Here is a 14,182-nt window from a genome sequence, read left to right as displayed (position 1 = left end):
GGCGCCCGGGCGGGTCTCGGCGGTGCGGCGGTGGTGGTCAAGACGGGCTCCTGTCGCCTCGGCTGTCGCTGGGGATGGGACGGCGGCCGGCCCGATGGGGCCGGCCGCCGCTTGCACCGGGGTGGCTCAGCCGCCCAGCGTGCCCTGGATCTTCGCAGCCATCTCGGTCCAGGCCGCGGCCGGGTCGGCCGCCTGGCCGCCGATGATCTGCGCCTCGGTGGTGCCCCAGTCGGTCCACAGCGCATCCATCTCGGGGATGTTCGGCATCGGCACGCCCGCGGCGCCGACGGCGCCGAAGCCCGCGACGTCCTCGTTCGACTGCGCGGCCTCGAACGCCGCCGTCAGCGCGGGAGCGCGCTGGCCGCTCTCGAAGATGGCCGTCTGCGCCTCCTCCCCGGCGATGTACTCGGTGAGGAACTGCGAGGCGACGATGGGGTTGTTCGCGTACTGCGAGATGAAGAAGCCCTGCACGCCCACGAACGGCGTCGCCGGCTGGCCGCCCGCCGAGGGGATCGGGTCGATCGCGTACTCGATGCCCGCCTCCTGGAAGTCGGCGAGGTTCCACGGTCCCGTGATCGTGTACGGGCTCGTCCCGGAGGCGAACTGCTCCTTCGCGATGTCCTGCGAGATGTTCAGGTTGATGATGCCGTCGGCACCCCACTGCGCGAGCGCCTGGGCGAACTGCACGTTGCCCTCGTTGCCGAGCTGCAGGTCGTCGGGTTTGTAGGAGCCGTCCGCGTTGATGCCGAAGACCGGGCCGCCGAACGAGGCCTGCAGCGGGTACAGGTGGTACGGGTCGGCGTTGTTCGGGTCGATGCCGACGAGCAGCGGGTGCTCGGCCTGGCCCGACGCGACGGCCGCCTGGCCGGTCGCGACGAGGTCGTCCCACGTCGCGGGCGCCTCGGGGGCGAGCGCCGTGTTGCGCACGAGCGCGATGTTCTCGATCGAGACGGGCACGCCGTAGACGGAGCCGTCGTAGGTCATGGCCGAGACCGCGACCTCCTCGAAGTCGCTCGCGAGGTCGCCGAGCTCGACCTGCTGGATGACGCCGTTCTGGACGAGCTTGCCGATCCAGTCGTGCGCGCCGACGACGACGTCGGGGCCGTCGCCCGAGGGCGCCTGGGTCGTGAGGTCGTCGCGGATGGTGTTGAAGTCCTTGATGATGACCTCGACCGTCGTGCCGGTCTCCTCCTCGAACGTGGCGACGACGCCCTCGAGGGCCGACGCGCGGTTCTCGTCCATCCAGATGACGAGCTCGCCGCCGCCCTGCGGGGCCGCCGACTCCGTGCCCTCGGGCGCGGGGGTGCCGCCGCCCGAGCAGGCCGCGAGCGTGAGCGCGAGGGCGCCGACGCCGGCCGCCTTCATGAGGCTGCTGTGCTTCATGGTGCCTTCCTTCAGGTCAGATGGGCTCCGCTGACGACGGCGTCGTCGCGTGCCTGGCTCATCGTGGCCGCAACCTGCACCCTCTGCAACCTGGCGTGACCGATAACCGCCGATCGTTGGCATTCTGTGACCTTTGGGCACCCTGTCGGCAGCACCCAGCGCATCCGCCTAGCCTGGAGCCATGACCGAAGCCTCGACACAGCTCCCGCAGTCCGCGCCCGGCCACGAGTGGTGGCGCTCGGCCGTCATCTACCAGATCTACCCCCGCAGCTTCGCCGATGCCTCGGGCGACGGCATCGGCGACCTCGCCGGCATCACGGCGCGGCTGCCGCACCTCGCCGAGCTGGGCGTCGACGCGATCTGGCTGAGCCCCTTCTACCGCTCGCCGCAGAAGGACGCCGGCTACGACGTGAGCGACTACATGGACGTCGACCCGCTCTTCGGCACGCTCGACGACTTCGACCGCATGCTCGCCGAGGCGCACGAGCGGGGCCTCCGCGTCATCGTCGACCTCGTGCCGAACCACTCCTCGGACCAGCACGAGTGGTTCCAGGCCGCGCTCGCCGCGGGCCCTGGCAGCCCCGAGCGCGCGCGCTACATCTTCCGCGAGGGCAAGGGCCCGGGCGGCGACGAGCCGCCGAACAACTGGCAGAGCGTCTTCGGCGGACCCGCGTGGACGCGCGTCGCCGACGGCGAGTGGTACCTCCACCTGTTCGACTCCTCGCAGCCCGACTTCGACTGGAACAACCCCGAGGTGGGCGACATGTTCGTCGAGGTGCTGCGCTTCTGGCTCGACCGGGGCGTCGACGGCTTCCGGGTCGACGTCGCGCACGGCAACGCGAAGGCGGAGGGGCTGCCCGACATCGACGAGGAGCTCATCGCCGCCGGCTCGATGGACTCGCCGTTCTTCGGCCAGGAGCACGTGCACGAGATCTACCGCCGCTGGCGCACGGTGCTCGACGAGTACGAGGGCGACCGCGTGCTGTGCGCCGAGGCGTGGGTGAGCCCGCTCGAGAAGATGGCGCGCTTCGTGCGCCCCGACGAGATGCACCAGGCGTTCAACTTCGTCTACCTCGAGACGCCGTGGGACGCGGCGCAGCTGCGCTCCGTGATCGACGAGTCGATCCGCGCGTTCGGCGAGGTCGGCGCCCCGCCGACCTGGGTGCTCTCGAACCACGACACCATCCGGCACCGCACGCGCCTCGCGCTCGTGCCGCCGCCGCCCCACGGCGCAGGCATCGGCCCGACCTCCAAGTCGAAGGCCGACCCGACCGTCTCGCTGCGCCGCGGGCGTGCCGCGACGGCGCTCATGCTCGCGCTCCCGGGCAGCGCCTACGTCTACCAGGGCGAGGAGCTCGGTCTTCCCGAGGTCACCGCGATCGCGCCCGAGCAGCGCGAGGACCCGACCTTCCACCGCACGAAGGGCGAGCTCTGGGGCCGCGACGGCTGCCGCGTGCCGATCCCGTGGGAGTCGGAGTCGCCCGCGTACGGCTTCTCGGCGACGGGCGAGACGTGGCTGCCGCAGCCGCCGGAGTGGGCGACGCTCGCGCGCGACGCGCAGGCCGGCGTCGAGGGCTCGACCCTCGAGCTCTACCGCCGCGCGCTCGCGCTCCGCGAGGCGCACGGCCTCGGCACGGGTGAGCTCGAGTGGATCGACGTGGGCCCGACCGCGATCGGCTTCCGCAACGGCGGCATCACCGTGATCGCCAACATCGGTCACGACGCCGTCGACGTGCCGCGCGGCGAGATCCTGCTGTCGTCGTCGCCGCTCGACGCGGCGTCGCTCGCGGCCGACGAGACGGTGTGGGTGCGCACCGCCTGATCAGGCGCCGATGCACGAAGGACGCCCTGCCGATCGGCAGGGCGTCCTTCTGCGGTTCGCGGGGGTCGCGCTCAGCGGTGCTCGAGGTTCATCTCGCGCGTCTGCAGCCACAGCACCGGGTCGAACGAGACGTAGTCGCTGTTCTTCAGCTCGAGGTGCAGGTGCGGGCCGGTCGAGCGGCCGGAGTTGCCGACCTGGCCGATGATCGTCGTGATGTCGACGACCTGACCGACGCGCACGTCGATCGAGCCGGGGAGCATGTGGCCGTACCAGGACTGCACGAACTGGCCGTCGATGTTGTGGTCGATGAAGACGGAGTAGCCGCCGCCGCCCGGGTTGTTGCCCTGGAAGACGGCCGACACGACGCCGTTCGCGATCGGGCGGATGTCGGTGCCGAGGCCGGGCGTGAAGTCGCTGCCGCCGTGGAAGCCGCCGGGACGGTAGCCGAAGCCGCTCGACATCGACACCTGGTCCATGTCGGGGAACGGCGTCTGCACGAAGCTCGTCTCGAGCATCGACCACACCTGCGGGAAGGCGGGGTCGCCCGTGTAGGACGGGCCGGCGGGCTCGCCGTCGGCGACCGCCTGGAAGGCGGCGCGCTCGCCGTCGGACATCCGAGCGGCGGCGACCTGATCGTTGACGATGATGTCGTCGCGGGCGAAGTAGCTCGTCACCTCGGCCGAGACGCCCTCGAGCGTCTGCTCCCCCTCCTCGTGCATCGCCGCGACCTGCGGGTCGATGCCGCCGGGCTGCTGGACGGCCTGGGCGGGCAGGCTCGTGACGACGACGAGCGAGCCGATGAACAGGAGCGCGCCGCCGGCCGTGATCTTCTGCGCGATGCCGCGGACGCTCGTCGGGCGCCGGGTCGGCGGTCCGACGGGGGCCGTCTGGCGGACGACGCGCGGCGCGAGCGGGCGCGGCGCCGGCGGGCGGACGGCGGGCACGCTGTCGCCGCCGGTGCCGAGCGAGGGCGCGTCGACGGTGATGACCGGCGTGGTGAAGGCCTCTGCCGCCATCGTCACGGGCAGCTCGCGCGCGGCTTGCGTCGCGGCCTCGCGCATCGCGCGGCGGGTCGTGTAGAGCGGCGCCGAGCCCTCGACGACGGTCACTCGCGCGGCGGTGCGGGCCTCGGCGGCGGTGAGCGCGATCGCCTCGGCGGCGCGCTCGCGCTCCCGGAGCTCGCGGCGCGTGGGCGGCGCAGGCGCGACGACAGCCTCAGCCGACGAGCGCAGTGCTCGTCGTGTGGGGGATGTCACGCGGGGGCCGTCCTGGAGGTCGAGTCTGGGGTTCGTTGGCGCGCGTCGATCCTGGGGGCGATCGTGACCAGCGCCGGTTCCGATGAAAGCACGGACCGGGCGTCAGGAGCAACGACGCGCGGAGCGGCTCTGTCGCGCGCTCCAGCCATCAAAGATAACGGAATGGTAACGACCTGGCAAGAGGTCAGACACCCTCGACGGGCAGCGGCGCCATCAGCTCGAGGATCTCGGCCGCCACCTGCGGGTGCGCCGCGAGCAGGAACCGCGAGCCCGGCGCCTCGCCCTGCCAGCCGTGCAGGGAGCCGCCGGCCTCCTCGACGATGAGGGCGCCGGCCGCGAAGTCCCACGGCTGCAGCCCGATCTCGAAGTAGGCGTTGAGCCGGCCGGAGGCGACGTTCGCGAGGTCGAGCGCGGCCGCGCCGATGCGACGGATGTCGCGCACCGAGCCGATGAGCTCCTGCACGATCGCGGCCTGCCGCTGCCGGCGGGCCGCGTCGTACCCGAACCCCGTGCCGACGAGCGCGGTCGCCGCCGGGACGGCATCCGCCACCCTGATCGGCCGGCCGTCGAGCGTCGCTCCCCCGCCCCGGGTCGCCTCGAAGCGCTCGCCCGACGCGGCGTTGACGACGACGCCCGAGAGCGGCTGCCACGTCGCGGGGTCGGGGTCGCCCTCGACGAGGCCGATGGAGACCGCATACGCGGGGATGTCGTAGAGGTAGTTGACGGTGCCGTCGATCGGATCGATCACCCAGGTGAGCCCGGAGGTGCCTGCGATGCTCGTGCCCTCCTCCCCCAGGATGCCGTCGTCGGGGCGCGCGGCGCGCAGGCGCTCGACGACGAGCCGCTCGACCTCGCGATCGGCTTCGGTGACGATGTCGACGAGGCTCGACTTGCTCGCGGCGACCGCGACGCCGACGCGTCGGCGGGCCCGCGCGAGCTCAGCGGCCTCGACGGCGATGCTGACGTTGAGGTCGTGGAGCTCGCGCATGCCTCCACGGTAGCGATACCGCCCCGGCGCCGAGCAGGGCGGGGCGGCGCCTGTGGGTGTTGTAAGGTGGACGACGGCCCGCGCGGCCTCGGCGAGTTACCCAAGCGGCCAAAGGGATCTGACTGTAAATCAGCTGGCAATGCCTTCGGGGGTTCGAATCCCTCACTCGCCACCATCCGGAAGCCCCGCCTCGAGGCGGGGCTTCCGCCGTCTCGGCCGCGCCCCCGTCCCGCAGAGTCCCGGCACTTCGCTGTTCAGCGGATCTCTGAGCGCAGAGTTCCGGCATTCTGCGCCTCCGCTCGGTCGCGAGGCGCGGAGTTCCGGCACTGTGCGGCGCGCGACGCTCGACGCGCGGCTGGGCCGACCGGCCTAGGATCGGGGCATGGCAGATTCCTCGTTCGATGTGGTCAGCAAGGTCGACAAGATGGAGGCCGAGAACGCCGTCAACCAGGCGCGCAAGGAGGTCGAGCAGCGCTACGACTTCAAGGGCGTCGGCGCCGACGTCGCGTGGAGCGGCGAGAAGCTGCTGCTCAAGGCGTCGAGCGAGGAGCGGGTCAAGGCCGTGCTCGACGTCGTCCAGTCGAAGTTCATCAAGCGCGGCATCGACCTCAAGATGCTCGACCAGGGCGACCCCTACGCCTCGGGCAAGGAGTTCCGCATCGAGATCTCGCTGAAGGACGGCATCTCGAGCGAGGACGCGAAGAAGGTCACGAAGCTCATCCGCGACCAGGGCCCCAAGGGCGTCAAGGCGCAGATCCAGGGCGACGAGGTGCGCGTCACCTCGAAGAGCCGCGACGACCTCCAGGAGACGATCCGGCTGCTGAAGGCCGGCGACTTCGAGATCGACCTGCAGTTCGTCAACTTCCGCTGAGCCGGGCCACTCCCCCGTCCCCGTGGAGCTGACGCTCGCCGAGGCGTTCACCACGCTCTACTTCGTCGTCGACATCCTGCTGCGAGTCGTCGCCCTCTTCGTCGTGCCCTACAACCGACGCCCCTCCTCGGCGATCGCCTGGCTGCTCGTCATCCAGCTGCAGCCGATCGTCGGCTGGATCGTCTTCGGCATCCTCGGGAACACCCGCTTGCCGCGGGCGCGGCGCGAGAAGATGTCGGCGATCCAGGAGCTCATCCGCGAGAGCACGCTCTCGATCGACGACGCACCCGCCGCGCGCGACCGGCCCCCGTGGCTCGGCGGCGTGCTCGAGCTCAACCGCGCCCTGTCGTCGATGCCGCACGTCGGCCCGACGCAAGGCGTCGTGTGGGGCGAGTTCGACGCGCAGCTCGAGGCGATGGCCCGCCGCATCGACGAGGCCGAGCGCTGGGTGCACGTCGAGTTCTACCTCATCGTCGCGAGCGAGCGCACCGAGGTCTTCTTCGCCGCGCTCGAGCGCGCCGCCGCCCGCGGCGTCACGGTGCGCGTGCTCGTCGACCACCTCACGAGCGCGCGCTACCCGCGGCGCAAGGAGACGATCGCCCGGCTCGAGGCGATGGGCGCCGAGTGGCGCGACATGCTGCCGCTCAAGCCGTGGCGCGCGCAGTGGCAGCGGCCCGACCTCCGCAACCACCGAAAGCTCGTCGTGATCGACGGCTCGGTCGGCTTCACCGGTTCGCTCAACCTCGTCGACCCGTCCTACCTGTGGAGGAAGAACATCCGTCGTGGCCTGCAGTGGCGCGACTCGTGGATCGAGCTCACGGGTCAGCCGGTCCGCGCCCTCGACGTGCTCTTCTGGTCTGACTGGTGGGCCGAGTCGAACGAGCTCGTGGAGCTCGCGACGCACGGCTCCGAGCATCAGGGCGACCTCAACGCATCCGTCGTACCCTCGGGCCCCGGCTTCGAGGGCGAGATCAACCTGCGCATCTTCCTCGAGCTCGTGCACGCGGCCGAGCACCGCATCACGATCGTGAGCCCCTACTTCGTGCCCGACGAGGCGATGCGCTACGCGATCACGTCGGCTGCGGTGCGCGGGGTGGAGGTCGAGCTGTTCGCGAGTGAGATCGGCGACCAGTTCTGGACGCACCACGCGCAGCGCTCGTACTACGAGGAGCTCCTGCGGGCGGGCGTGCGCATCACGCTGTTCGCGAAGCCCACCGTGCTGCACTCGAAGTTCATGACCTTCGACGAGAAGGTGTCGGTCGTCGGTTCGTCGAACATCGACATGCGCTCGTTCGGCCTCAACTTCGAGGTGTCGATGCTCATCGAGGGCGAGTCGATGGTCAAGCAGCTGCAGGGCACGGCGGAGGGCTACCGGCTGCAGTCGTCGGAGCTCACGCTCGAGACGTGGCTCGCCCGACCGCGCGTGACGCAGCTGTTCGACAACGTCGCGCGGCTGACGTCGGCGCTGCAGTAGGGCCGGCTCAAGCGAGCAGCATCGTGAGCGCGACGCCGATCGCGAAGGCGATGACGACGGCCCGCAGCGCCCACGACGGCACCCGGCGCGAGAGCCAGCCGCCCGCGATGCCGCCCGCGAGCGAGCCGGCGAGCATGACGAGCACGACGCCCCAGTCGATGAGCGGCGAGAAGGCGAGGATGATCGCGCCCGTGCCGTTCACGACCGCCGCGAGCACGTTCTTGAGCGCGTTGTGGTGCTGGAGCGAGTCGTGGATGAGGAGGCCGAGCATCGCGAGCATCATCACGCCGACGCCGGCGCCGAAGTAGGAGCCGTAGATGCCGACGAGCACGAACGAGGCCTTCGTCGCCCAGCCGCCGGTGGAGACGGTGTCGAAGCCGCTGTCGGGCGTGCGGCCGAGCCGCTTCGCGATGAGCGGCTGCGCGGCGAAGAGCGCCGCCGCGCCCAGCACGAGCCACGGCACGATCGCGGTGAACGAGTCGGACGGCGTGAGCAGCAGCAGCACCGCGCCGAGCGCGCCGCCGATCACCCCGAACGGGGCGTTCGCCAGGAAGCGCCGGCGCTGGTGCCGCAGCTCGGCGCGGTAGCTCCACGCGCCGCCGAGGGTGCCCATGAGCATGCCGATCGACGACGTCATGTTGGCCGCGAGCGGGCTCATTCCCGCGGCGAGCATCGCCGGGAAGGTGATGAGCGTGCCGCCGCCCGCCGCCGCGTTGATCGCGCCGCCGCCGACCGACGCGAGCGCGATCAGCGCCCAGCCGATCGGCTCCAAGTCAGCGCTCGTCGCGCGAGATCTGCACCATCTCGTCGCGCGGCACGACCTTGACGCGCGCGCGCCCGTGCGGCTCGCCGAGCGCCATCTCGTGCTCGTCGAGCCGGATCCAGCCGTCGATGTCGGTCCACTCGACGCCCCGCTCCGAGAGCAGCTGCGGCACCGCATCCTGGTCGAAGGGCTCGGGCGACCACCACGAGTTGGAGTCGCCGAGCAGCTGCTCGATCGTCTCCTTCGCGTCGGACTTCGTGTGGCCGATGAGGCCGACGGGGCCGCGCTTGATCCAGCCGGTCGCGTACATCCCGGGCACGGGGCGGATGCCGTCCATCACGCGCCCGGCCTCGTTCGGGATGACGCCGCGGCGCTCGTCGAAGGGCACGCCCGGCAGCGGCGACGAGAAGTAGCCGACCGCGCGGTAGACGGCCTGCACCGGGAACTCGCGGTACTCCCCCGTGCCCTCGAGCCCCTCCGGCGTCGGGCGCGTGCGCTCGACGCGGAGCGCCTCCACGCGCTCATCGCCGAGCACCGCATCCGGCCGCGACCAGAAATGCAGGTGCAGGCGACGCGCAGCCTTGCCGACCTCGCGCTGCCGCCACTGGTCGAGCACGCGCGAGATCACGAGGATCTGCTTGTTCTGCTTCGCCGTCTCCTCGTCGGGGTCGACGCCGAAGTCCTCGTCGTGGACGATCATGTCGACGTCGCGCAGCTCGCCGAGCTCGCGCAGCTCGAGCGGCGTGAACTTGACCCCGAGCGGGCCGCGGCGGCCGAAGACGTGCACGTCGGTGACGGGGGATGCCTCGAGGCCGGCGACGACGTTGTCGGGCACCTCGGTGGGCATGAGGTCCTCGGGGTGCTTCACGAGCATCCGGGCGACGTCGAGGGCGACGTTGCCGTTGCCGATGACGGCGATCTCCTTCGCCTCGAGCGGCCACTCGCGCGGCACGTCGGGGTGGCCGTCGTACCAGGAGACGAAGTCGGCCGCGCCGTAGGAGCCGGGCAGCTCGACGCCGGGGATGTCGAGCGGGGCGTCCTTCGTGGCGCCCGTCGCGAAGATGACGCCGTGGTAGAGCCGCTCGAGGTCGGCGACCGTGATGTCGTCGCCGAAGCTCACGTTGCCGAACAGTCGCACGACGCCCGCCTCGAGCACCTCGCGGAGCGCCGAGATGATGCCCTTGATGCGCGGGTGGTCGGGCGCGACGCCGTAGCGCACGAGACCGTAGGGCGCGGGAAGCTGCTCGAACAGGTCGATGTAGACGTCGCCGCCGGCCTCGCGGACGGCCTTCTTGAGGATGTCGGCGGCGTAGATGCCGGCCGGCCCTGCGCCGATCACGGCGATGCGGAGCGGTTCGCTCACTTCTCTCCTTGGGGTGAGGGCGGGCGCGCCGCCCGGTCTCCGGTTGCTCAGCGGGTGCGCGAGACGACCTTCTCGGCGAACGCCTCGAGGCCGCGCCGCACCGTGCCGGCGGGCAGCGGCTCGAGCGCCTCGAGCGCCTCGCGCTGCCAGCGCTCGGCCTCGGCCATCGTCTCGTCGACGACGTCGTGGGCGGCGAGCTCGGCGACCGCGGCGGCGAGGTCGGCGTCGTCGGCGGGATCCTGCAGACGGGCGAGCAGCGCCGCCGCGGCCTCGTCGTCGCGGCGCGCGAGCAGCAGCACAGGCAGCGTCTCGACCCCGGCGCGCACGTCGTTGCCCTGGTCCTTGCCGGTGCCCGGGTCGGCCGAGAGGTCGAGGCAGTCGTCGACGAGCTGGAAGGCGACGCCGATGCGCTCGCCGAACTCGCGGAGCGCCGCGCGGTGCTCGTCGTCGGCGCCGCTCACGAGCGCGCCGCACTCGGCCGCGGCGGCGATGAGCGATCCGGTCTTGTCGGCGAGCACCTGCAGGTAGTGCGCGACCGGGTCCTCGTCACCCGGGCCGAGCGTCTCGTGCAGCTGCCCGAGGCAGAGCCGCTCGAACGTGCGAGCCTGCAGCTCGGCGACCTCGCGGCCGAGCGGCGCGGCGAGCTTGCCGGCGCGCGCGAAGAGCAGGTCGCCCGCAAGGATCGCGACGGAGTTGCTCCACGCGACGTGCGCGGAGGGCACGCCGCGACGGGTGTCCGCCTCGTCCATCACGTCGTCGTGGTAGAGGCTCGCGACGTGCGTGATCTCGATGAGCTCCGCCGCCGTCAGCACCTGGTCGTCGATGCCGTTGCCGAGGTGCGCCGTGAGCAGCAGCAGGAGCGGCCGGGCGCGCTTGCCGCCGGCCTCCAGGAGGTAGCGCGTCACCGCATCCGCCACGGGATCGGCGACGTGCAGGTGGGCGAGGAGCCGTTCCTCGACCGACTCGAGGCTCTCCTCGATGCGGTCGACGACGCGGCGGTCGGCGGGCGCCGTGAAGCGCGGCCCGCGGAGACCGAAGGTCTCGGGGATCGTCGGCATCAGTCGGCCTGCTCCTCCGCGCTCGCGTGGCGCGCGAGGCGCAGCGCGGCGGTCTGCTCGGTGGGCTTGCGGCCGCGGTGCAGGGCGACGACGCCGAGCGTGAGGTTGCGGTGGGCGACGCGCGTGAAGCCCGCGGTGCGGATCCACTGCGAGAGCGAGTGCTGGTCGGGCCAGGTCGAGATCGACTCGACGAGGTAGCGGTACGCCTCGGGGTTGCTGCTCGCGAGCCGCGCCATGCCCGGCAGCGCGGTGCGCAGGTAGAGCTCGTAGCCCTTGCGCACGACATCGACCGGCGGGTGCGAGAACTCGCACACGACGAGGCGGCCGGCGGGCTTCAGCACGCGGTAGAACTCGCTGAGCGCCGCCCGCGGCTGCTGCACGTTGCGCAGGCCGAAGGAGATGGTGACAGCGTCGAAGGTGTCGTCGTCGAACGGCAGCTCGGTCGCGCTGCCGTGCACGAACTCGATGTCGGGGTGGCGGCGCCGACCCTCCTCGAGCATCCCGTGGCTGATGTCGAGCGCGGTGACGAGCGCGCCGGCCTTCGCCATCGGCGCGGCCGAAGCGCCCGTGCCGGCGGCGACGTCGAGGATGCGCTCGCCCGCCTGCGGGCGGACGGCGCGCTGCATCTGGATGCGCCACAGCTTGTCGTTGCCGCCCGAGAGCAGCGAGTTGAGCAGGTCGTAGCGCTTGGCCGTCGCGTCGAACATGCCCGCGACCTCGCTCGGGTCCTTCTGCATGTCAGCTCGGCTCACACCCCTATCCTAGGCGGCGCGGGCTGAGCCCAGGTCGGGCGCCTCGAGACGGACGTCTAGGCTGGCGTGCATGCCCAGCCTGCACGTGCGCACCGAGCGCGCGGAGCCCGGCCGGCTGCTCGAGCACGCCGAGCCGCGCTGGCCGCTCGCGATCCGCCGCGGCGCCGACGGCATCGTCGGCCGGGGCGTCGCGATGCGGCTCGAGTTCCGGGGCCCTTCGCGGTTCACGGACGCGGCGGATGCGTGGCGCGACGTCGCGCGCGACGCGGTCGTCGACGACGCGGTCGCTGTCCCGGGCACGGGACTCGTCGGCTTCGGCGCGTTCGCGTTCGACGACGCGTCGGCCGCGACGAGCGTGCTCATCGTGCCGAAGCTCGTCGTCGGCCGTCGCGGCGACGACGAGTGGGTGACGTGGATCGGCGACGAGGGCCGCCTGCACCCGACCGCGGTCGAGGAGGTGCGCGTCGAGCTGGCCGACGGCGAGATCGACGCCGAGCGCTACCGCGCCGTCGTCGCGGAGGCGACCGAGCGCATCCGTGCCGGTGAGGCCGAGAAGATCGTCGTCGCCCGGGATCGCGTGGGGCAGCTGCCGCCCGACGGGGACGTGCGCTCGGTCGCGGTCGGCCTCGTGCAGCGCTACCCCGATGCGGTGACCTACGCGGTCGACGGGGTCGTCGGCGCGAGCCCCGAGACACTCATCGCCGCGCACCGGGGCCACTTCTTCTCGCGCGTGCTCGCGGGGACGGCACCGCGTGGGGCGACGCCCTCGCGCGACGCCGAGATCGCGGAGGCGCTCGCGTCGGGCGACAAGGACCTGCGCGAGCACCGCTTCGCGGCCGACTCCGCGATGGCGGTGCTGCGCGAGCTCGCGCCGGATGCGCGCGCGTCGGAGCCGTTCCCGCTGCGGCTGCCGAACCTCTGGCACCTCGCGACCGACATCACCGGCACGCTCGGCGACCGCTCGACGCTCGACGTGCTCGCGCTGCTGCACCCGACGGCTGCGGTCGGCGGCACGCCGCGCGAGGCCTCGCTCGCGCTCATCCGCGAGCTCGAGGCCACCGACCGCGGCCGCTACGCGGGGCCGGTCGGGTGGATCGACGGCGACGGCGGCGGCGAGTGGGTGATCGCGCTGCGCGGCGCCGAGATCGCGGCCGACGGGGGCATCCGCGCGTTCGCGGGCGCCGGGATCGTGGCGGGCTCCGACCCGGCCGCCGAGCTCGCCGAGACCGGCGTGAAGCTGCGCCCCATCACCGACGCGCTCGCCGACCCCCTCCCCTGACCAGCGCTCCGAGCGGTCACTTCCGCGCTCGAGTGGTCACTTGCGCGTGTGAGCGGTCACTTCCGCTTCCGAGCGGTCACTTTCGCGTGTGAACGGTCGATTCGGTGTGCGAAGGATCACGTCGGTGTGCGAGTGGTCAGTTCGTCATGTGAGCGGTCGGTCGGCCGGCGGGCGGCTGCTCCGCCACGCAGTTGACCGCTCGCGGGCGGAGTTGACCGCTCACGTGCCGAGGTGACCGTTCACGGGCGGAGTTGACCGCTCACGCGCGGAGTTGACCGCTCAGGCGGGGAATTGACCGCTCGAGGGCGGGCGGGGTCGCGGTCAGCTGGCGGGGGTGCCGCCTGCGCCGACGAGCCGGGCTCGCTCGGCGGCCACGTCGAAGTCGGCCGTCGGCCACTGCGGGTCGATGCGCTCGAGCGCCTCGAGCAGCAGCTCGTGCACCGCGAGCCGCGCGTACCACTTGCGATCGGCCGGCACGACGTGCCACGGCGCCTGGTCGGTGGCCGTGCGGGCGATCGCGATCTCGTACGCCTCCATGTAGGCATCCCAGTGCTCGCGCTCGTCGATGTCGGCCGGGTTGTACTTCCAGTGCTTCTCGGGCCGGTCGAGCCGCTCGAGCAGCCGCGTGCCCTGCTCCTCGAACGAGACGTGCAGCATGACCTTGATGAGCGAGATGCGGCGCTCGGCGATCCCCCGCTCGAACTCGACGATGCGGCCGTAGCGCTCCTCGATCACGTCGGGCGCCGAGAGGCCGCGCACGCGGTGGATGAGCACGTCCTCGTAGTGCGAGCGATCGAAGACGCCGATCATGCCGGGCGCCGGCAGCTCCCGCTCGATGCGCCACAGGAAGTCGTGCGAGCGCTCCTCCTCGGTGGGCGCCTTGAACGCCTTGATGCGCACGCCCTGCGGGTCGACCTGCCCGACCACGTGGCGCATGATGCCGCCCTTGCCGGAGGTGTCCATCCCCTGCACCATGAGCAGCACCGAGCGCTCGCCGCCCGCGGTGCTCTCGGCGAAGAGCCGCTCCTGCAGCTCGGCGAGGCGCTCGGCGCCAGCCTCGAGCGCCCGCTGCCCGTCGGCCTTGCGGCCGTCGAACCCGGGGGTGGATGCGGGGCTCACGCTGGCGAGGTCGACGGGACCGGTGGTGCGCAGCGCGTCGGTGATCGCAGTCAT

The 14,182-nt window shown here is 72.1% G+C and carries 12 protein-coding genes and 1 tRNA gene; 5 read left to right on the top strand and 8 right to left on the bottom strand.

What is annotated here, in order from left to right; all coding sequences use genetic code 11:
* Nucleotides 1–126 precede the first annotated feature (126 nt).
* The gene (locus ACP7BI_RS01130) at nucleotides 127–1,383 is read right to left on the bottom strand and encodes a sugar ABC transporter substrate-binding protein (protein WP_425843092.1); all 1,257 of its coding nucleotides are present in this window, start codon (nucleotides 1,381–1,383) and stop codon (nucleotides 127–129) included.
* 181 nt (nucleotides 1,384–1,564) lie between these two features.
* Here ACP7BI_RS01130 and ACP7BI_RS01125 point away from each other — a divergent pair, with 181 nt between their 5' ends.
* Nucleotides 1,565–3,205 (top strand): glycoside hydrolase family 13 protein, encoded by a 1,641-nt coding sequence (locus ACP7BI_RS01125; RefSeq protein ID WP_425843090.1) that lies wholly within the window; start codon nucleotides 1,565–1,567, stop codon nucleotides 3,203–3,205.
* Nucleotides 3,206–3,276: 71 nt separating this feature from the next.
* Here ACP7BI_RS01125 and ACP7BI_RS01120 read toward each other — a convergent pair whose 3' ends face one another.
* Nucleotides 3,277–4,461, bottom strand: a complete 1,185-nt coding sequence (locus tag ACP7BI_RS01120; RefSeq protein WP_026372646.1) for a M23 family metallopeptidase — start codon at nucleotides 4,459–4,461, stop codon at nucleotides 3,277–3,279.
* A 184-nt stretch (nucleotides 4,462–4,645) separates the two neighbouring features.
* Nucleotides 4,646–5,449 (bottom strand): inositol monophosphatase family protein, encoded by an 804-nt coding sequence (locus ACP7BI_RS01115; protein ID WP_425843088.1) that lies wholly within the window; start codon nucleotides 5,447–5,449, stop codon nucleotides 4,646–4,648.
* A gap of 90 nt (nucleotides 5,450–5,539) precedes the next feature.
* Between ACP7BI_RS01115 and ACP7BI_RS01110 the strand changes: the two genes are divergently transcribed.
* The 3 genes from ACP7BI_RS01110 to ACP7BI_RS01100 all read left to right on the top strand — a co-directional run bounded on the left by ACP7BI_RS01110 (nucleotide 5,540) and on the right by ACP7BI_RS01100 (nucleotide 7,794).
* Nucleotides 5,540–5,624 (top strand) — tRNA-Tyr (locus ACP7BI_RS01110).
* Between the two features lie 207 nt (nucleotides 5,625–5,831).
* A complete protein-coding gene (locus tag ACP7BI_RS01105; protein ID WP_425843086.1) occupies nucleotides 5,832–6,320 on the top strand; it encodes a YajQ family cyclic di-GMP-binding protein in 489 nt (162 codons plus the stop codon).
* Between the two features lie 22 nt (nucleotides 6,321–6,342).
* Complete coding sequence (locus ACP7BI_RS01100; protein WP_425843084.1) at nucleotides 6,343–7,794, top strand: phospholipase D-like domain-containing protein; 1,452 nt, start codon at nucleotides 6,343–6,345, stop codon at nucleotides 7,792–7,794.
* 7 nt (nucleotides 7,795–7,801) lie between these two features.
* On the opposite strand, the gene ACP7BI_RS01095 is transcribed toward ACP7BI_RS01100, so the two are convergent.
* The 4 genes from ACP7BI_RS01095 to ACP7BI_RS01080 are packed head-to-tail and all read right to left on the bottom strand — an operon-like array spanning nucleotide 7,802 to nucleotide 11,730.
* On the bottom strand, nucleotides 7,802–8,566 hold the full coding sequence (locus tag ACP7BI_RS01095) for a sulfite exporter TauE/SafE family protein (RefSeq protein ID WP_425843082.1): 765 nt from the start codon (nucleotides 8,564–8,566) through the stop codon (nucleotides 7,802–7,804).
* A gap of 1 nt (nucleotide 8,567) precedes the next feature.
* Complete coding sequence (locus tag ACP7BI_RS01090; RefSeq protein ID WP_425843080.1) at nucleotides 8,568–9,920, bottom strand: FAD-dependent oxidoreductase; 1,353 nt, start codon at nucleotides 9,918–9,920, stop codon at nucleotides 8,568–8,570.
* A gap of 47 nt (nucleotides 9,921–9,967) precedes the next feature.
* Nucleotides 9,968–10,978, bottom strand: a complete 1,011-nt coding sequence (locus ACP7BI_RS01085) for a polyprenyl synthetase family protein (RefSeq protein WP_425843078.1) — start codon at nucleotides 10,976–10,978, stop codon at nucleotides 9,968–9,970.
* Nucleotides 10,978–11,730 carry a class I SAM-dependent methyltransferase gene (locus ACP7BI_RS01080; RefSeq protein ID WP_425843076.1) on the bottom strand — a complete coding sequence of 251 codons (753 nt, stop codon included), beginning with the start codon at nucleotides 11,728–11,730 and terminating at the stop codon, nucleotides 10,978–10,980. Before ACP7BI_RS01080 ends, ACP7BI_RS01085 begins: the two co-directional genes overlap by 1 nt.
* 70 nt (nucleotides 11,731–11,800) lie before the next feature.
* Here ACP7BI_RS01080 and ACP7BI_RS01075 point away from each other — a divergent pair, with 70 nt between their 5' ends.
* Nucleotides 11,801–13,009, top strand: a complete 1,209-nt coding sequence (locus tag ACP7BI_RS01075) for an isochorismate synthase (RefSeq protein ID WP_425843074.1) — start codon at nucleotides 11,801–11,803, stop codon at nucleotides 13,007–13,009.
* Nucleotides 13,010–13,330: 321 nt separating this feature from the next.
* Here the strand turns inward: ACP7BI_RS01075 and ACP7BI_RS01070 are convergent, their stop codons facing one another.
* On the bottom strand, nucleotides 13,331–14,182 hold the full coding sequence (locus tag ACP7BI_RS01070) for a PPK2 family polyphosphate kinase (RefSeq protein WP_425843072.1): 852 nt from the start codon (nucleotides 14,180–14,182) through the stop codon (nucleotides 13,331–13,333).

The organism is Agrococcus sp. TSP3-2-1 (assembly GCF_049897585.1).
Classification (GTDB): domain Bacteria; phylum Actinomycetota; class Actinomycetes; order Actinomycetales; family Microbacteriaceae; genus Agrococcus.
This window is presented reverse-complemented; position numbering and strand designations above follow the sequence as displayed.

What these genes read in the sequence shown, in the direction of transcription:
- ACP7BI_RS01125 (WP_425843090.1), top strand. Translation starts at nt 1,565, where the DNA reads ATGACCGAAGCCTCGACACAGCTCCCGCAGTCCGCGCCCGGCCACGAG.
- ACP7BI_RS01085 (WP_425843078.1), bottom strand. Translation starts at nt 10,978, where the DNA reads ATGCCGACGATCCCCGAGACCTTCGGTCTCCGCGGGCCGCGCTTCACG.
- ACP7BI_RS01115 (WP_425843088.1), bottom strand. Translation starts at nt 5,449, where the DNA reads ATGCGCGAGCTCCACGACCTCAACGTCAGCATCGCCGTCGAGGCCGCT.
- ACP7BI_RS01075 (WP_425843074.1), top strand. Translation starts at nt 11,801, where the DNA reads ATGCCCAGCCTGCACGTGCGCACCGAGCGCGCGGAGCCCGGCCGGCTG.
- ACP7BI_RS01130 (WP_425843092.1), bottom strand. Translation starts at nt 1,383, where the DNA reads ATGAAGCACAGCAGCCTCATGAAGGCGGCCGGCGTCGGCGCCCTCGCG.
- ACP7BI_RS01070 (WP_425843072.1), bottom strand. Translation starts at nt 14,182, where the DNA reads ATGACTGCGATCACCGACGCGCTGCGCACCACCGGTCCCGTCGACCTC.
- ACP7BI_RS01105 (WP_425843086.1), top strand. Translation starts at nt 5,832, where the DNA reads ATGGCAGATTCCTCGTTCGATGTGGTCAGCAAGGTCGACAAGATGGAG.